Source organism: Streptomyces sp. I05A-00742 (assembly GCF_013055795.1).
Classification (GTDB): domain Bacteria; phylum Actinomycetota; class Actinomycetes; order Streptomycetales; family Streptomycetaceae; genus Streptomyces.
On record NZ_JABETO010000014.1, the window covers coordinates 1 to 17,992 of the forward strand.

The window sequence follows — 17,992 nt, forward strand, 5'->3', positions numbered from 1 at the left end:
GGGCCTGGGGGGCGCCGGGCGGCGGAGGGGGCGCCTGCGGGTAGCCGTACCCGGGCGCTGCCGGGGGCTGCTGCGCGGGAGGCCCCGGCGGCATGGCCGGCGGGGCGCCGAAGGCGGGTGCCGTCGGGGTGGGTCCCTGGGGCGCGCCGAAGCCGGGGGCGGCCGGGGGCGCGCCCTGCGGAGCGCCGAAACCGGGCACGGTCGGGGGCGGATCCTGCGGAGGGCCGAAACCCGGCGCCGTCGGGGAGGGTTCCTGGGGCGCGCCGAAGCCTCCGGCCGGCTTCTCCGGGGGCACCCCCTGCGGCGGCTGAGGCGGCTTGGGCGGCTGTGACATCAGCTTTCCTCATTTACGCGCGGAAGCCGCGGCCCGACCTGCCTCCCCCGCGATCCCGGTGGCGAACGGCCATCGGGAAGGAGCGCATCGGGTGCGGATCCCGCCAGTGAGCGGCAGGCGAGCGGGGGTTCTTTGTATCACTCTGCACCGACGGCGCACGGTTGGGCGGCGGGGGCACGGACCCACCGATACCGGGCTGTGACGAGACCGTTGTGCCTTCGATGAGGGGCATCCGATCGCCGGGATCGCCGCTCACGCGCGGCGGGGCGGGACGGTGGTCCGTCCCGCCCCGCCGTGCGAGGACCGCTCCGGGTCACGCCTCGTCGGCCAGCTCCAGCCAGCGCGTCTCCAGTTCCTCGCGCTCGGAGGCGAGTTCGCGCAGCTCGGCGTCGAGCTTGGCCACCGCCTCGAAATCGGTGGCCTGTTCGGCGATGCGCGCGTGGAGCTTCGCCTCCTGCTCGCTCACCTTGTCGAGCCGGCGCTCGATCTTCTGGAGCTCCTTCTTGGCCGCGCGGGCGTCGCCCGAACTCTTCTGCTTCGCCGCGGCCGCCGCCGCGACGGGGGCGGGCGGCGCGGCGGCGTCCAGGACGGCCTGCCGGCGCTCCAGGTACTCGTCCAGGCCGCGCGGCAGCATCCGCAGGAAGCGGTCGCCCAGCAGCGCGAACACCCGGTCCGTGGTGCGCTCGACGAAGTACCGGTCGTGGCTGATGACGACCATCGAGCCGGGCCAGCCGTCGAGCAGGTCCTCCAGCTGGGTCAGGGTCTCGATGTCGAGGTCGTTGGTGGGCTCGTCGAGGAAGAGGACGTTGGGCTCGTCCATCAGCAGCCGCAGCACCTGGAGCCGGCGGCGCTCACCACCGGAGAGGTCGCCGACGGGCGTCCACTGCTTCTCCTTGGTGAAGCCGAACTTCTCGCACAGCTGTCCCGCGGTCATCTCCCGGCCCTTGCCGAGGTCGACGCGGTCGCGCACCTGCTGGACGGCCTCCAGCACCCGCAGCGCGGGGTTGAGTTCGGTGACCTCCTGGGAGAGGTAGGCGAGCTTGACGGTCCTGCCGACCACGACCTTGCCGGCCGCGGGCTGCTTCTCGCCCTGTGTGCGGGCCGCCTCGGCGAGGGTGCGCAGCAGCGAGGTCTTGCCCGCGCCGTTGACGCCGACCAGGCCGATCCGGTCGCCGGGGCCCAACTGCCAGGTCAGGTGCTCGATGAGGACCTTCGGGCCGGCCTGGACGGTCACGTTCTCCAGGTCGAAGACGGTCTTGCCCAGCCGCGAGCTCGCGAACTTCATCAGCTCGGCGCTGTCACGCGGCGGCGGCACGTCCGCGATCAGCTCGTTGGCGGCCTCGATGCGGAAGCGCGGCTTGCTGGTGCGGGCCGGGGCGCCGCGGCGCAGCCAGGCGAGCTCCTTGCGCATCAGGTTCTGCCGCTTGGCCTCCTCGGTCGCGGCGATCCGCTCCCGCTCGGCCCGGGCGAAGACGTAGTCGCTGTAGCCGCCCTCGTAGTCGTGCACCGTGCCGCGCTGGACGTCCCACATCCGGGTGCACACCTGGTCGAGGAACCAGCGGTCGTGGGTGACGCAGACGAGCGCCGAGCGGCGGGCCCGCAGATGGCTCGCGAGCCAGGAGATGCCCTCGACGTCCAGGTGGTTGGTGGGCTCGTCGAGGACGATGAGGTCCTGCTCGGCGATCAGCAGCTTGGCGAGCGCGATGCGGCGGCGCTCGCCGCCGGAGAGCGGGCCGATGACGGTGTCCAGGCCCTGTGGGAAGCCGGGCAGGTCGAGGCCGCCGAAGAGGCCGGTGAGCACGTCCCGGATCTTGGCGTTGCCGGCCCACTCGTGGTCGGCGAGATCGCCGATCACCTCGTGCCGCACGGTGGCCTCGGGGTCGAGGGAGTCGTGCTGGGTGAGGACGCCGAGCCGCACGTGGCCCGCGTGGGTGACGCGGCCCTTGTCGGCGTCCTCCAGCTTGGCGAGGATGCGGATGAGTGTGGTCTTGCCGTCGCCGTTGCGGCCGACCACGCCGATCCGGTCGCCCTCGTTGACGCCGAGGGAGACGCCGTCGAGCAGCGCACGGGTGCCGTACACCTTGTCGACGGCTTCCAGATTGACCAGGTTGGCTGCCATTCCGCTCCTCGCTCCGCGGTCTCCCCGTCAGGAGTCCTGTGGTCCTCCCTTCAGGATCCCACGGCCGCCGGGAAGTCCGGCCGGGGCGTCGCTCCCCTCACGCCTTCGCCGCCTCCACCGGGCGGGCGCGCAGGGCGGCCCAGGTGGGGACGAGCGTCGAGGCGAGCGTCACGACCCCGGCGGCGGCCACCACCGTGAGGTAGATCGAGAGGGGCCCGGACGGCAGGCAGGTGTCCGAGACGGACAGGTTGAACGGCACGAGCGTCGTGGCCGCCGCTGCGGTGCCGAGGATCAGGCCGACCGCGGTGACGTACAGGCTCTCGACCGACATCATCCGCAGGACCTGGCCCTTGGTGGTGCCCGTGAGCCGCAGGAGGGCGAATTCCCGGCGGCGGTTGCCGACCGAGACGACCGTCGAGTTGATGACGGAGAGGGTGGTGTAGGCGACGAGCATGCCGACGATGAGGTAGTTCGCCCACATCTGGGTGCGGGTGTTCTCCTCGCGCTGGGCGTTCACCGCGTCCCGGTCGCTGACCTTCAGCCCGGGGTGCCGCGCGGCCAGCCGGTCCAGCTCGTCCATGAGCCGCTCGGCGGGGATGCCGGGCGCGGCCTTGACGAGGATCTGTGACGGCAGTCCCGCGGTGGTGTGCCGGGCGAGCAGTCCGGCGCTGGTGAGGGCCGTCTCGAAGCCCTCGCGGGCCGGGAAGAGGGCCACGATCCTGACCTTCACGGAAGCACCGTCGCCCATCCGCAGCCCGACGGTGTCGCCGATCCCGCGGTGCATCCGGCGGGCGGCGGCCTCGGGGAGCGCGATGGTGTTCCCCTTGAGGTCGGCGAGCCGGCCGGCGGTCGGCCGGGTCGCGAGGACCTGCTCGGCGCCCTCGGCGTCCACCCCCTGGAGAGTCGTGCCGCGCTTGTTCTCCCCGCCGTCGTGCGGGTGTTCGGTGTACGCGGTGCTGGTGACGGACGCGCTCGCGCCGGCGACGCCGGGCAGCCGGCGCACGGCGGTCACCAGCGACGGGTCGACGCCGCCGGCCGCCGAGGTGATCACCGCGTCGGCCCGCAGGTTCTCGGTGAACTCCCGGTCGGTGGCGGCGGCCACGCTGGTCTGGAGGTAGAGCATGCCGGTGGTGATGGCGGTCGCCAGCATCACCGGGGTGGCGACGGCCGCCGTACGGATCGCGCTGGACCGGCAGTTGAGGGCCGCCAGCCGGCCGGACGCGCCGGTCAGCAGGCGCACGGGCCAGTGCAGCAGGACGCTCACCAGCCTGGCGAACCACGGGCCCAGCAGCGAGAGGCCGATGACGCAGCACATCACCGTCGGGCCGGCGGTGCTCGCCGCCACCGGGCCGCGCAGGACGAGGGCGGTGACCAGCGCGAGGGCGGTGGCGCCGGCCAGGAACAGCAGCCCCAGGCCGAGCCGCACCGGATGGAACCAGCTCTGCCGCACGGCCGCCTCGCCCAGCGCCTCGACCGGCTTGGTGCGGACGGCCCGCAGGGTGCCGACGAGGGTGCCGACGACGGACGTCAGCAGGAGGGAGCCGTACGCGGGCATGGCCGGTATCCAGCCCTGGCTGAACTCGACGGTCTCCGGGATCAGACCGGTCGCGGCCATCCGCTCGAACAGCCACCGGCCGAGCGCGGGTCCCGCGGGCCAGGCGGCCGCCCCGGCCAGCGCGGCGACCGCCAGGGTCTCGCCGAGCAGCATCCGGCGGACCTGGCCCGTGGTGGTGCCGACCGCCCGCAGCAGGGCGAGCTCCCGGAACCGCTGCTGGGCGGAGAGCCCGACGGTTCCGGCCACGACGAACATCGCCACGGTGACGCCCAGCCCGCCGAAGACCCCGGAGATCGCCACCATGCCCTCGGCGCCCTCCACCGCCTCCGGGTGCTCCACCGCGCCCCGGTCGTCTCCGGTCAGCAGGGAGACCGGCTGCCCGTCGAGCGCCGCCTCCACGCCCTTGCGGACGGCGTCGACGTCCGCGCCGCGCTCGGTGACGACCGCGATGCCGGCAACCGTGCCCGGGTGGGCGGCGAGCCGGTCCGCGTCCGGCGCCGAGAAGAACAGCGTCCGCTGCGGCACCTCCCGCCCCGCGGCGGGCCGGGCCACACCGCTCACCCGGTACTCGGCCGCCCCGCCGTGGGCCGCCACCCGCACCCGGTCACCGGCCTTCACGTGCGCGCTCCGGGCGAGGGCCGCGTCGAGCACCACCTCGCCGCGGCGCGGTGCGCCGCCCTCGGCGAACGCGTACGGCGTCAGCGCCGCCGACTCCCAGGCATGCGCCTGCGCCGTCCCTCCCCCGTCCGGCAGCGCCACGTCGAACGTCCGCTCCCCCACGGCCGTGCGCACCCCCGGCACCGCCTCGACCTCGCCCGTCAGCGCCGCCGGCAGCTCGACCCGCTCCGCCAGCACCAGCTGCTTCTTCTTGCCCGGCTGGTGGTGAATCCGGTCGCCCGTGACCAGGATCTGCGCTCCGGCGAGGCGCTGCGGCGGGACCTTGTTGCGGATCCCCGTCTCCATCAGGCCGCCACAGGCCATGACGATGGTCGCCCCGATGAACAGGGCGAGGAAGGTGGCGAGGAAGCCGCCGGTTCTGTGGCGGAGGGAGCGCAGTGCGAGCTTGCCGATCATGTCCCCGACAGTAGGTTCGGGGGTGGGGGGCGGCCTATGGGAGCAGCGGGTGGGTGTGGGGTGGGGTTTTCCCCAGTCCCGCCCTTTCACCGCGCGCGTCCTCAAGCGCCGGACGGGCTGAAGTGCGGGCCCGGGCGCGAAATCCAGCCCGTCCGGCGCTTGAGGACAACCGCGCGGAGCGCGGTTTCAGGGGGCGCGGGGCCCTCCCCGCAGAAACGGTGAAAGGGCGGGCCCGGGGCCCACAACCCCCTCACCCCACCCGCAGCACCGCCGCCACCACCGGCCCCGCCGAATCACCCCCATGACCACCCCGCGGAACAACCGCCGCCGCGGCGACATCACCGCGGTAGCCGGTGAACCACCCATTGGGCCGCTCCTGATTGTCGACCTCCGCCGAACCGGTCTTGGCGCCCACGACCCCGCCGAGCCCGGCCATCGCGTTGCGGCCCGTGCCGGAGACCGCGGTGAGCCGCATCATGGCGCGGAGGTCGTCGGCGACGGGGGCGGGCAGGGAGCGGGAGGAGCGGGCCAGGCGGAGGCCGAACTTGTCGGGGTCGACGAAGTGGGGCTGGCGGAAGGTGCCGTCGCGGACGGTGGCGGCGACGGAGGCCATGGTGAGGGGGTTCATCTGCACCTGGCCCTGGCCGATCATCGCGGCCGCCTTGCCGGCGCCGCCGTCGGCGGGCACCTTGCCGTCGAAGGTGGTCACGCCGGTCTGCCAGTCGCCGCCGATGCCGAAGACGTCCCGGGATTCGGCGGCGAGGTCGCCGTCGGATATCCGGCCGGCGAGGGAGACGAAGGCGGTGTTGCAGGAGGCGGCGAAGTCCTGGGCAAAGGTGGCCCGTTCGTTCTCGCTGTCCTCCAGGTTGTGGAACTGCTTGCCGTAGGTGACGTACTTGGGACAGGGAAGGGGCTGGTTCGCCCGGGCCTTGCCCCGCTCCAGCAGCATCGCGGCGGTGACGACCTTCATGGTGGAGCCGGGCGCGGTCCGGCCCAGCAGGGCCGCGTTGAACCCGGCCTTCCGCGCGCCGGTGTCGGCGACGGCCAGGATCTCCCCGGTGCTCGGCCGGAGGACCACCACCGAGGCCTCGGGCCGCGCGGCCACGGCCGCCTCGGCAGCCCGCTGCACCCGCGCGTCCAGGGTCGTCCGCAGCTCGGCCTTGTCTCCTTCACTCACCACGTGCAGCGTCTTCCCGTCCCCCTGCGCGCCGGGCGCCTCCGCCCGCACCTCCACGTGCGGCCGCTTCCCGGTCGCCTTCTCGCCGAACCGCTTGCGCAGCTCGGGCAGGACGGCCGTGAGCGAGGGGTGGTCCTTGGGGTCGAGCGCCTTGCCGTCGCGGTCGGTGACGGTGATCCGGGACGCGGGGCCAGGACCGGTCGTCAGGGTCTCGCCGCGGGCGAGCCGGGGGTGCAGGACCGTCGGCTGCCAGTCCACGACGGCCCGTCCGCTCGTCCGGCCGCGCACGACGGCGAGCGAGGACGCGTACGTCCACGTCGAGGTCTGTTCCTTGTGGACGACCTCGGCGGTGACGGTGAACGGCACCTTCGACCCCGTGGCGGCCCCCTGCCCGAACGTGACCTTCCGTACGTGGGCATCGTCGCGGTACCCGGTCAGCGCGGCCGAGGCCGCCGGGGTGTTGTCGGTCAGGGCCGCGGCCTCGTCGACGTTCCCCCGGGACCACGCGGCGAGGAACTCCTTTGCCGTCCGCTCGACTTCCGACGCCTTCGGTGGACCGGTCTCCGCCGGGGCCGCCTCCCGGCGCGTGGTGCCCTCGACATCGTCCACCAGGGTGTACGCCGCGTACCCGGCGCCCCCCAGCACCGCCGCGGCCACCACGCCCACCACTGCCTTCGCTCTCGCACCCATCGCGGGTCCCCTCCCCTTCCGCGGCCCGGACGGCCGCGGATCCCTCTTGACTCAGCACAGTACGGGAGGGCACTGACAACGCACCCACAGTGACGGCGGTGAGTAGCGTCACGCAACTGACTTACGGGGAAGGGGAGATCGTCAGATCCAGGTGTCGAGCCACATCCGGTTGCGCCACGCGTCCAGGGGGATCGCCTGGCCCGTGTAGATGGGGAAGAAGTAGATGAAGTTCCAGGCGATGAGCAGGAACAGGGCGCCCGCCCCAACCACTCCCGCCACCCTCCGGCGTTCGGACGAGTTCCGTGGTCCCGCGATCACCCCGAGCATCATCGTCACCGCGAGACACAGGAAGGGCACGAACACGACGGTGTAGAAGTCGAAGATGGTCCGCTCCTGCCACTTGAACCACGGCAGCAGGCCCGCGGCCACTCCGCAGAGGATCGCGCCCCCGCGCCAGTCGCGGCGGAAGAACCAGCGGTAGAGCAGGTACACCAGCGCGAAGCAGGCGGCCCACCACAGGATCGGGGTGCCCAGCGCCAGGACCTCGCGCGCGCACTTGTCGCCGGCGTCCACCGGACAGCCGTCCGTGCCGGGGCTCGGCGACTCGTAGAAGTAGGAGACGGGACGGCCCTGGACCAGCCAGCTCCAGGGGTTCGACTGGTACGTGTGGGGCGAGGAGAGGGTGGTGTTGAAGTGCCACACCTCGTGCTCGTAGTGCCACAGGCTGCGCAGCGGGTTGAGGACGCCGTCGAGGAACCCGTCCGTTCCGTATCCGCCCTCGGTCTCCGCCCAGTGCCGGTAGTAGCCGCTGTGCTGCCACCCCTGCTCCTTGCTGTACGTACCGCTGTGGGCGAACCAGCCCGCCCAGGTGGCGAGGTAGGTCACGACCGCCACCGGCACGGTGGCGAGGAACGCCCACGGCGCGTCCCGCCGCAGCATCGCGCGCCACGGGCGGTGGGCCCCGGCCAGGCGGCGGGAGCCGACGTCCCAGAGGACGATCAGCACCCCGAACGCCGCCAGATAGACCGCGCCGTTCCACTTCGTGGCCGCCGCCAGGCCGAGGAACACCCCGGCGGCGATCCGCCACGGCCGCCACCCGAGCCGGAGACGGCCGCCGACCAGCGGGTCGGGGCGCACCTCGCCCTCCCCGAGCTCGGGCGCGTCCGGCAGCGCGGCGGCCAGCCGCGCCCGGGTCCGGTCCCGGTCGACCAGCACACAGCCGAACGCGGCCAGCACGAAGAACATCAGCACCAGGTCGAGCAGCGAGGTGCGGCTCATCACGAAGTGCATGCCGTCCATGGCCATCAGCGCGCCCGCGACACAGCCCAGGAGCGTGGAGCGGAAGAGCCGCCGGCCGATGCGGCACAGCATCAGCACGGACAGCGTGCCGAGCAGCGCGAGCATGAAGCGCCAGCCGAAGGGCGTCAGCCCGAAGAAGTGCTCGCCCAGACCGATGACCCACTTGCCCGCCGGCGGGTGGACCACGTACGAGGGCACGTCGGCGATGTGGTCGTAGCCCCGGATGATCCGGTCGTTGAGGTCCTTGTCCTCCGGCCACTTGGCCTCGTAGCCGTACTTCCAGAGCGCCCAGGCGTCCTTGGCGTAGTACGTCTCGTCGAATATCACCGCCCGGGGGCTGCCCAGGTTGTGGAACCGGGCCAGTCCGGCGAGCAGCGTGACCAGCAGCGGCCCGAGCCAGCCCAGGGAGCGCGCCAGCAGCCGGGCGGGCCCCGGCGGCACCCCCAGCGCCGCCCACACCCCGGCGCCCGGCTCGCGGTACGGCGGGACGAGCCGCTCCCGCACGCCGCCCGGGCGCTCGGGGGCCACGTAGCCGAAGCGGCGCAGCCGGTTCTGCCACGGGGGCGGCTGTCCGGCCGCCGTGCGGCTCGGCCGGCCTTGGGTAGCGGTGTCACTGGTCACCGCGCCATCGTAGGGAACCGGCCGGTGCGGACGCCGGGGAGCGCGCGGTGGCGGCCCGGCGCCCCGGGGCGCCCGGGGGGCGCCTGCGAGGATGGGGGCGTGACTGGAACGCTCGTACTCGCAGGAACCCCCATCGGCGACGTCGCCGACGCGCCGCCCCGGCTGGCCGCCGAACTCACCGCCGCCGAGGTCATCGCCGCGGAGGACACCCGCAGGCTGCGCCGCCTCACCCAGGCTCTGGGGGTGCACACCACCGGGCGGGTCGTCTCGTACTTCGAGGGCAACGAGGCGTCCCGGACGCCCGAGTTGGTGGAGGCGCTGACCGGCGGGGCGCGGGTGCTGCTGGTCACGGACGCCGGGATGCCGTCGGTCTCCGACCCCGGGTACCGCCTGGTGGCGGCCGCGGTCGAGCGGGGAGTGAAGGTGACGGCCGTCCCCGGACCGTCGGCGGTGCTGACCGCGCTCGCGGTGTCCGGGCTGCCGGTGGACCGGTTCTGCTTCGAGGGCTTCCTGCCGCGCAAGGCCGGGGAGCGGCTCGGACGGCTGCGCGAGGTGGCGGCCGAGCGCCGCACCCTCGTCTACTTCGAGGCCCCGCACCGCCTGGACGACACCCTGGCCGCCATGGCCGAGGTGTTCGGCGGGGAGCGCCGGGCCGCGGTCTGCCGGGAGCTGACCAAGACCTACGAGGAGGTCCGGCGCGGCCCCCTGGCGGAGCTGGCCGCCTGGGCCGCCGAGGGCGTCCGCGGCGAGATCACCGTCGTCGTGGAGGGTGCCGCGCCGCCCGGGCCGGAGGACACCGACGCGGCCGAGCTGGTCCGCCGGGTGCGGGTCCGCGAGGAGGCCGGGGAGCGCCGCAAGGAGGCGATCGCCGCGGTCGCGGCCGAGGCCGGGCTCCCCAAGCGGGAGGTCTTCGACGCGGTGGTCGCCGCGAAAACCGCCGGGAAATCCGCGCGAGCGGAACAGTAGGCGCCGGAAGAAGGCTCTCCGGGAACCGCGGGAGTGAAGCCCGGAATCCGCTCCGACAAGCGGTTCCCGCACTGGCACGGAGTAGCCGGTCCGTCACGAAATGCCGCCTGCCGCGTCCCGCCGTAAAGTAAAGGGCTGGAGCGAAAAGCAAAGGTCAGACCTCGCTCCCGGGCTCTTCGGGCATGTAGCGGTTAAGTTTGCCCCAATTCGAGGAATGGGCTGCTGCGTCGAGGCGGGAATGGGCGTTCCCTGGATGTGGGACGTCCGATCCCGATGAACGTCCGAACGGACTGGGAAATGTCCGGAGGACAAGAGGAGCTGCCATGAGCGAGACCGCAGGGACCTCACGTGGCGTGGAGTCCGGAACCGCCACCCGCACGGCGACCGAACGCGGTGCGCCGGCCGTCCGGACGGGCCACGACACGGTCCACGAGTCGTACGCCTTCGCCTGCATGAGGTGCGCGCACAGCTGGGAACAGTCGTACGAGATAGAGCACCACGTGGACCCCGAGGGCCGGCCCTTCGTGACGTACCACGCGGACGGCGTGCGGGTGCCCTCCCCGCTCACCCGTCCCACGTGCCCCAACTGCGGGGCGCACGTCGTCCGCATCATGCGCTCGGGCCAGGTCTCCCAGATCGCCGACGCCCTGCACCTGGCCTCCCGGACGACCGTGTCGCCCGCCGCCCCCACCGGGCCGTTCATGAGCGGCGGCATCGCGGTCGGCGACGAGCCGGGGGAGGCCGCCGAGCGGGAGCGGCGCCACCACTGGCACCTCTCCGACCTGCTCCACCCCTTCCACCGGAAGTAGACCTGCTCCCCCCTTCCACCGGAAGTAGGGGGCCCGGGGGGCCGGGACCCCGCCCGGTCCGGCGCGGTCCGGGAGCGGTCCTTAGAATCCCGACCATGGCGGCGACAGCATCGAACAGCGGCTCGGCGGACGGCGGGCGGAAGAAGAACGACGACAAGGACGTCCCTCCGCCGCCACCGGCGCCGCTGAACGTGCCCGTGGCCGACTCGCACACCCATCTGGACATGCAGGGCGGCACCGTCACGGAAGCCCTGGCCAAGGCCGCCGCCGTCGGAGTGACGACCGTGATCCAGGTGGGGTGCGACCTGGCCGGTTCCCGCTGGGCGGCCGAGACGGCCGCCGCCCACGACGGCGTCTGGGCCACCGTGGCCCTGCACCCCAACGAAGCGCCCAGGATCGTCCTCGGCGACCCCGACGGCTGGTCCCGCCAGGGCGCCCGCGGGCCCGGCGGAGAGGCCGCCCTCGACGCGGCCCTGGACGAGATCGACGCCCTGGCCGCGCTGGAGCACGTCCGCGGCGTGGGCGAGACCGGGCTCGACTTCTTCCGCACCGGCCCGGAGGGCGTGGCCGCGCAGGAACGCTCGTTCCGGCGGCACATCGCGATCGCCAAGCGGCACGGCAAGGCCCTGGTCATCCACGACCGGGACGCGCACGACGACGTCCTGCGGGTGCTCGCCGAGGAGGGCGCGCCCGAGCTGGTCGTCTTCCACTGCTTCTCCGGGGACGCGGCGATGGCCAAGATCTGCGCCGAGGCCGGCTACTACCTCTCCTTCGCCGGCAACGTCACCTTCAAGAACGCCCAGCCGCTGCGCGACGCGCTGGCGGCCGCGCCCCTCGACCGGATCCTCGTCGAGACCGACGCGCCCTTCCTCACCCCGGTCCCGTATCGCGGACGGCCCAACGCGCCGTACCTCATTCCGGTCACTCTCCGGGCGATGGCCGCGGTGAAGGGCGTGGACGAGGACGCCCTGGCCACGGCGATCGCCGCGAATACCGCACGGGTATTCCAGTACTGACCCCTGGTTCACGACACAGGGTGACGGGCGGACTTTGGAGAGTCACAGAAGCTCCGCTACAGTCCTGGCCCGTCAGCCGACCCAGTGGAGTGTCGTGAGCCATCCGCAGGGCAGCCCCCACGCTGCGCGCCGCGGTGCGGCAGAGCCGTCGCCGTACGGCCCGTACGCGCCCCACGAGGTCTACGGGACCTCCGACCCCTACGGGTCCCACGGGAGCCGTGACGTTCGCGAGCCCTACGAGCCCTACGAGGCGTACGTGCCCCGGCAGTCCTCGGGGTCGCCCGGGACCGCCGCGGAGCCGCCCTCGGGCACCGTGCTGACCGGCGTCGTCCACACCCCGTACGACCATCACCCGTACGAGGGGTACGCGCCCGCCGTCGTCGAGCCGGAGCCCGGTGAAGCCGGCCGGAGCGGCCCGTTCAGCGGCATCGACGACGAGGAGCCGCCCGAGGACCTCTACGGCGAGGCGCCCCCGCCCGGCCGCGCGGGCGGACGCCGGGCCGGGCGGCGCAAGCGGACGGCGGCCCGGCAGCACGGCGACCCGCTGCGCCGGCTGCTCCCGCAGGCCCTGGTCGTCGCGTTCCTGGCGGGCGGCACCTCCGCCTTCGTCGCCGGCGACAAGGCCGTCGAGCTCAGCGTCGACGGCGCCCCGCGCACCCTGCACACCTTCGCCGACGACGTCGAGGAACTGCTGGCCGACGAGGGCATGGCCGTCGGCGACCACGACATCGTCGCCCCCGGCCGCCACCACGACCTGGCCACCGGCGACCGGGTCATCGTCCGCTACGGCCGGCCCGTCACCCTCACCCTCGACGGCGAGCGCCGCCAGGTGTGGACCACCGCGAGGACCGTGGACGGCGCCCTGCGCCAGCTCGGCGTCCGGGCCGACGGGGCCTACCTCTCCGCCTCCCGCTCGGCGCCCATCGGCCGGACCGGCCTGGACCTGGACGTCCGCACCGAGCGCACCCTCACCTTCATGGCCGACGGGCGCACCCGCACCATCCGCACCAATGCCGCGACCGTCCACGAGGCCATCGAGCAGGCCGGCATCTCCCTCCGCGGCGAGGACACCGCCTCCGTCGACCCGGACAGCTTCCCGCGCGACGGCCAGACGATCTCGATCATGCGGATCACGGGCGGCCAGGAGGTCCGCGAGGTGCCCATCGACTTCACCACCGAGCGCCACGACGACCCCGCCCTCACCAAGGGCACCGAGGTCGTCGCCCAGCGCGGCGAGAAGGGCGTCGAGCGCGTCACCTACGCGCTCCGGACGGTCAACGGTGTCCGGCAGCGGCCCAGGAAGATCTCCTCGGAGACCGTCCGCAAGCCCCGCACCCAGATCATCAGGGTGGGCACCAAGAAGATGCCCACCGCCGTGCAGGGCGCGGACGGTCTGAACTGGAACGGTCTCGCCCAGTGCGAGGCCGGCGGCCGGCCGAACGCGGTGGATCCGTCCGGCACCTACGGCGGCCTCTACCAGTTCGACGTCCGCACCTGGCAGTCCCTCGGCGGCAGCGGCCGGCCGCAGGACGCCTCGGCCGAGGAGCAGACCCTGCGGGCCAAGAAGCTGTACGTACGCCGGGGGGCGAGCCCGTGGCCCGTGTGCGGCCGTAAACTTCACGGGTGAGCTCCAGCCCCAGCACAGACGAGTCCGGCGCCCTGCTCGGCCCCGCCGACATCCGCGAACTGGCCGCCGCCCTCGGGGTGCGCCCCACCAAGCAGCGCGGTCAGAACTTCGTGATCGACGCCAACACGGTGCGGCGCATCGTCCGCACCGCCGAGGTGCGGCCCGACGACGTGGTCGTCGAGGTCGGCCCGGGGCTGGGGTCGCTGACGCTCGCCCTGCTGGAGGCCGCCGACCGGGTCACCGCCGTCGAGATCGACGACGTCCTGGCCGCCGCCCTCCCGGCGACCGTCGCCGCCCGGCTGCCCGGCCGCGCCGACCGCTTCGCCCTCGTGCACAGCGACGCCATGCGCGTCACCGAACTGCCGGGACCGCCGCCCACCGCGCTGGTCGCCAACCTCCCGTACAACGTGGCCGTGCCTGTGCTGCTGCACATGCTGGAGCAGTTCCCCAGCATCGAGCGCACCCTCGTCATGGTGCAGGCCGAGGTCGCCGACCGGCTGGCCGCCGCCCCCGGCTCCAAGGTGTACGGCGTGCCGTCCGTCAAGGCCGCCTGGTACGCCGAGGTCAAGCGGGCCGGCGCCATCGGCCGCAACGTCTTCTGGCCCGCCCCGAACGTCGACTCCGGCCTCGTCTCCCTCGTGCGGCGCGCGAAGCCCATCGAGACCACGGCGACCAGGAAGGAGGTCTTCGCGGTCGTGGACGCCGCCTTCGCCCAGCGCCGCAAGACCCTGCGCGCCGCCCTCGCCGGCTGGGCGGGCTCCGCCGCCGCCGCGGAGGCCGCGCTGGTCGCCGCCGGGGTCTCGCCGCAGGCGCGCGGCGAGTCGCTGACGGTGGACGAGTTCGTGGCCATCGCCGAACACAAGGCGGCCTGAGCGGGTCTCTGCTGTTCCTGTGGCTTTCTGATGTCCCGCCCGCCCCGACCCGAGGAGCCGTCCTCCGTGACCGCGCAGTCCGTCACCGTCCGCGTGCCCGCCAAGGTCAACGTCCAGCTCGCCGTCGCCGGTCCGCGCCCCGACGGCTTCCACAACCTGGCCAACGTCTTCCTCGCCGTCTCCCTCCACGACCGCGTCACCGCCACCCCGGCCGACGAACTGCGGATCACCTGCTCCGGCCCCGACGCCGACCAGGTCCCCCTCGACCCCTCCAACCTCGCCGCCCGCGCCGCCCTCGCCCTCGCCTCCCGGTACGGGCGCGAGGCCCGCGTCCACCTCCACATCGACAAGGACATCCCCGTCGCCGGCGGCATGGCCGGCGGCAGCGCGGACGGCGCCGGCGCCCTCCTCGCCTGCGACGCCCTCTGGGGCACGCACGCCTCGCTCGATGAACTCCTCGCCATCTGCGCCGAGTTGGGCAGCGACGTACCCTTCAGCCTGCTCGGCGGCGCGGCGCTCGGCCGCGGGCGCGGTGAGCAACTCACCCCCCTGGAAGTCGGCGGCACCTTCCACTGGGTCTTCGCCGTCGCCGACGGCGGGCTCTCCACCCCGGCCGTCTACGCGGAATGCGACCGCCTCCGCGCCGCGGCGGGCACCGACCCGGGCCCCGACCAGCCCCCGGCTTCCACCGCCCTGCTCGACGCGCTCCGGGGCGGGGACGCGGCCGCTCTGGCCGACGCCGTTTCCAACGACCTTCAGGCGGCGGCCGTTTCGCTCCGTCCTTCGCTTGCGGAGACCCTCGCGGCCGGCTCCTCTGCCGGTGCGCTCGCCGCCATGGTCTCCGGGTCGGGGCCGACCACCGCCTTTCTCGCCAAGAGCGCGGAGGAGGCGGAGCGGGTGGCCGCGGCGCTGCGGAGTTCGGGGACGTGCCGGGCCGTGCGGGTGGCGACGGGGCCGGTGGACGGGGCGACGGTCGTCGGCTGACGAGTTGAAGTCAGCCTGTCCAGCGTTTGAGGGGCGCGCCGCAGGCGCGCTCGGGGGGTACGGGGGCTCGCCCCCGCAGAAACGGTGAAAGGGAGGGACCGGGGCACAACCCCCCGCCGGGGGCGCGCAGTAGCGCGCCGCACGCTCTTGCGAGACATTCGCAGTGCGCCCATCATGCGAGCGGTTCACGCCTGAACGACCGGCTCGATCAGAAGGTGGGCACCGACATGCACGTACCGGACGGATTCATCGACCTCCAGACCTCCCTCGCGGCCGGAGCCGCCGCCACCGCCGCCGTGGTGGTAGCCCTGCGCGGCGCGCGCCGCGAGCTGAACGAAGGAGCCGCACCCCTCGCGGGTCTGGTGGCGGCGTTCATATTCGCTGTGCAGATGCTCAACTTCCCGGTGGCGGCGGGCACCAGCGGCCACCTCCTGGGCGGTGCCCTGGCGGCGGTGCTGGTCGGCCCGTACACGGGGATGCTATGCGTCACCGTGGTCCTGCTGACGCAGTCGTTCCTGTTCGCGGACGGCGGTCTCACGGCGCTCGGCGTCAACGTCACGGACATGGCGGTGACGACGACGCTCGTCGGGTACGGCCTGTTCCGGGCGCTGCTGGCGATACTGCCGCGGGGGCCGCGGTCGGTGACGGTGGCGGCGTTCGCCGGGGCGCTGGTGTCGGTGCCGGCGGCGGCCTGTGCGTTCACCGTGCTCTACGCGCTGGGCGGGACGACCGACGTGGCGGTGGGCACGGTGTTCGCGGCGATGACGGGTGTGCACGTGCTGATCGGCGTCGGCGAGGCGGTGATCACGGCCCTGACGGTGGGCGCGGTGCTGGCCGTCCGCCCCGACCTCGTCCACGGAGCCCGCGGCACCGCCCGGCCGCTGCTGCTGCGCGGCCCGTCGGGGCAGCCCCTGCCGACGGCGGCACCGGCTCCCTCCCGGTCCCCCCGCCGGTTCGCCGTCACCGCCATGGCCGTGACGCTGGTGCTCGCCGGGTTCGTCAGCTACTACGCGGCGACCACGCCCGACGGCCTGGAGAAGGTCGCCCAGGACAAGGGCATCGACCGCGCGGCCGAGGAGCACGCCGCCAAGGACTCGCCGCTCGCGGACTACCAGGTGAAGGACGTAGGGGACGAGCGGGCGTCCGGCGCCCTCGCCGGGGTGGTCGGGGTCGGCGTCACGTTGGTGGCCGGCACCGGGGTCCTCGTCGTGCTGCGCAGGCGCCGGGGCCGGCGGGACGACCCGCTGCCCGAGGCCCGGCGGACCGAGGCCGTCTGACGTGGGGGCGGGCCACGGCACGCTGTACCGGCCCGGGAACTCGCCGGTGCACGCACTGCCCGCGCACTGCAAGATCACGGCCGTGTGCGGCTTCGTGCTCGTCGTGGCGTCCACGCCGCGCACCCACCTGTGGGCGTTCGCCCTCTACGCGCTGCTGCTCGCGGCCGTCACGTCGGCCGCGAGGCTGCCCGCCGCCGTCGTGCTGCGCAGGCTGGTGATCGAGGCGCCGTTCGTGGCCTTCGCGGTGCTGCTCCCGTTCGTCGCCCGGGGGCCGCGGGTGGACGTCCTGGGCCTGTCGCTCAGCGAGTCCGGGCTCTGGGACGCGTGGAACGTCCTGGCCAAGGGCACCCTCGGGGTCGCCGCCTCCGTCCTGCTGGCCTCGACCACCGGGCTGCGGGACCTGCTGCTGGGACTGCGCAGGCTGCGGATGCCCGCGCTGCTCGTGCAGATCGCCTCGTTCATGATCCGCTACGGCGACGTGGTCACCGACGAGATGCGGCGGATGCGGATCGCCCGGGAGTCCCGGGGCTTCACCGCCCGTGGCGTGCGCCACTGGCGGGTGCTGGCCACCTCCGCCGGGGCGCTGTTCATCCGCTCCTACGAGCGCGGCGAGCGCGTCCATCTGGCGATGGTCAGCCGCGGGTACACGGGCACGATGCCGGAGACCGCCGCGTCGGCCGCGACCCGGGCGCAGTGGGCGTCCGCCGCCGCACTGCCGCTGGCCGCGCTGGCGGTCCGCCTGACGACGGAAGGAGTCCTGCTGTGACGACGGAAGGGGTTCCGCTGTGACGGTTCCGCCCTCACTGGAGGTGTCCGGGCTGGCCTTCGCCTACCCGGACGGCCACCAGGCGCTGTACGGCGTGGACTTGACGATCCATCAGGGCGAGCGGGTCGCGCTGCTCGGTCCCAACGGCGCCGGCAAGACCACGTTCGTCCTGCACCTCAACGGCATCCTGGGCGGCGGCGCGGGAACGGTACGGGTGGCCGGGCTGCCGGTGGCGAAACCGCACCTCGCCGAGGTCCGGCGGCGGGTCGGCGTCGTCTTCCAGGACCCGGACGACCAGCTGTTCATGCCCACCGTCCGGGAGGACGTCGCGTTCGGCCCGGCGACGGCCGGCCTGCGCGGCGACGCGCTGGACGCGTGCGTGCGCCGGGCCCTGGAACGGGTCGGCATGACGGACTTCGCCGACCGGCCCCCGCACCACCTGTCGTACGGGCAGCGGCGGCGGGTCGCGGTCGCGACGGTCCTCGCCATGGAGCCCGAGATCCTGGTCCTCGACGAGCCCTCGTCCAACCTCGACCCCGCCTCCCGCCGCGAACTCGCCGATGTCCTGCGGAGCCTGGACGTGACGGTGCTCATGGTCACCCACGACCTGCCCTACGCCCTGGAGCTCTGCGAACGGTCCGTCGTCCTCAGCGGCGGCGTGATCGCCGCGGACGGTCCGACGGGGGCGCTGCTCCGCGACGAGGAGCTGATGCGGGCGCACCGGCTGGAACTGCCCTTCGGCTTCGACCCGCGAGCGGTGCCGGCGCGGCCCGCGCCGTGATCCGGGTCACGGCCGCGGACGATCA

13 protein-coding genes and 1 pseudogene are annotated in these 17,992 nt (G+C 73.8%); 9 read left to right on the forward strand and 5 right to left on the reverse strand.

Translation table 11 applies throughout. The features are described 5' to 3' along the window. The 5 genes and pseudogenes from HN013_RS32375 to HN013_RS15560 form a co-directional block, all read right to left on the reverse strand. Positions 1 to 334 (reverse strand): annotated as a pseudogene (locus HN013_RS32375) (hypothetical protein); the annotation flags it as partial. Positions 335 to 647: 313 nt separating this feature from the next. Then, positions 648 to 2,453, reverse strand: coding sequence for an ABC-F family ATP-binding cassette domain-containing protein (locus HN013_RS15545; protein ID WP_171166734.1), 1,806 nt, complete (start codon positions 2,451 to 2,453; stop codon positions 648 to 650). A gap of 97 nt (positions 2,454 to 2,550) precedes the next feature. Beyond that, the gene (locus HN013_RS15550; protein WP_212764392.1) at positions 2,551 to 5,082 is read right to left on the reverse strand and encodes an FtsX-like permease family protein; all 2,532 of its coding nucleotides are present in this window, start codon (positions 5,080 to 5,082) and stop codon (positions 2,551 to 2,553) included. Positions 5,083 to 5,332: 250 nt separating this feature from the next. Then, positions 5,333 to 6,949, reverse strand: coding sequence for a penicillin-binding transpeptidase domain-containing protein (locus HN013_RS15555; RefSeq protein ID WP_171166735.1), 1,617 nt, complete (start codon positions 6,947 to 6,949; stop codon positions 5,333 to 5,335). A 141-nt stretch (positions 6,950 to 7,090) separates the two neighbouring features. After that, a complete protein-coding gene (locus HN013_RS15560; RefSeq protein WP_171166736.1) occupies positions 7,091 to 8,869 on the reverse strand; it encodes a phospholipid carrier-dependent glycosyltransferase in 1,779 nt (592 codons plus the stop codon). Positions 8,870 to 8,968: 99 nt separating this feature from the next. On the opposite strand from HN013_RS15560, the gene rsmI reads away from it, so the two are divergent. The 9 genes from rsmI to HN013_RS15605 all read left to right on the forward strand — a co-directional run bounded on the left by rsmI (position 8,969) and on the right by HN013_RS15605 (position 17,967). After that, positions 8,969 to 9,835 (forward strand): 16S rRNA (cytidine(1402)-2'-O)-methyltransferase, encoded by an 867-nt coding sequence (rsmI, locus tag HN013_RS15565; protein WP_171166737.1) that lies wholly within the window; start codon positions 8,969 to 8,971, stop codon positions 9,833 to 9,835. A 323-nt stretch (positions 9,836 to 10,158) separates the two neighbouring features. Further along, a complete protein-coding gene (locus HN013_RS15570; protein WP_171166738.1) occupies positions 10,159 to 10,644 on the forward strand; it encodes a hypothetical protein in 486 nt (161 codons plus the stop codon). A gap of 95 nt (positions 10,645 to 10,739) precedes the next feature. Next, positions 10,740 to 11,660, forward strand: coding sequence for a TatD family hydrolase (locus tag HN013_RS15575; protein ID WP_171166739.1), 921 nt, complete (start codon positions 10,740 to 10,742; stop codon positions 11,658 to 11,660). Between the two features lie 94 nt (positions 11,661 to 11,754). Further along, complete coding sequence (locus HN013_RS15580) at positions 11,755 to 13,287, forward strand: resuscitation-promoting factor (RefSeq protein ID WP_171166740.1); 1,533 nt, start codon at positions 11,755 to 11,757, stop codon at positions 13,285 to 13,287. Then, on the forward strand, positions 13,284 to 14,159 hold the full coding sequence (gene rsmA / locus HN013_RS15585; protein WP_171166741.1) for a 16S rRNA (adenine(1518)-N(6)/adenine(1519)-N(6))-dimethyltransferase RsmA: 876 nt from the start codon (positions 13,284 to 13,286) through the stop codon (positions 14,157 to 14,159). The genes HN013_RS15580 and rsmA overlap by 4 nt, the downstream gene beginning before the upstream one ends. 30 nt (positions 14,160 to 14,189) lie before the next feature. Continuing rightward, positions 14,190 to 15,143, forward strand: a complete 954-nt coding sequence (locus tag HN013_RS15590; RefSeq protein WP_171166742.1) for a 4-(cytidine 5'-diphospho)-2-C-methyl-D-erythritol kinase — start codon at positions 14,190 to 14,192, stop codon at positions 15,141 to 15,143. A gap of 227 nt (positions 15,144 to 15,370) precedes the next feature. Beyond that, positions 15,371 to 16,420, forward strand: coding sequence for an energy-coupling factor ABC transporter permease (locus HN013_RS15595; protein WP_171166743.1), 1,050 nt, complete (start codon positions 15,371 to 15,373; stop codon positions 16,418 to 16,420). Position 16,421: 1 nt separating this feature from the next. Further along, complete coding sequence (cbiQ, locus tag HN013_RS15600; protein ID WP_171166744.1) at positions 16,422 to 17,186, forward strand: cobalt ECF transporter T component CbiQ; 765 nt, start codon at positions 16,422 to 16,424, stop codon at positions 17,184 to 17,186. Between the two features lie 19 nt (positions 17,187 to 17,205). Further along, positions 17,206 to 17,967 carry an energy-coupling factor ABC transporter ATP-binding protein gene (locus HN013_RS15605; protein ID WP_171166745.1) on the forward strand — a complete coding sequence of 254 codons (762 nt, stop codon included), beginning with the start codon at positions 17,206 to 17,208 and terminating at the stop codon, positions 17,965 to 17,967. Positions 17,968 to 17,992: the final 25 nt, after the last annotated feature.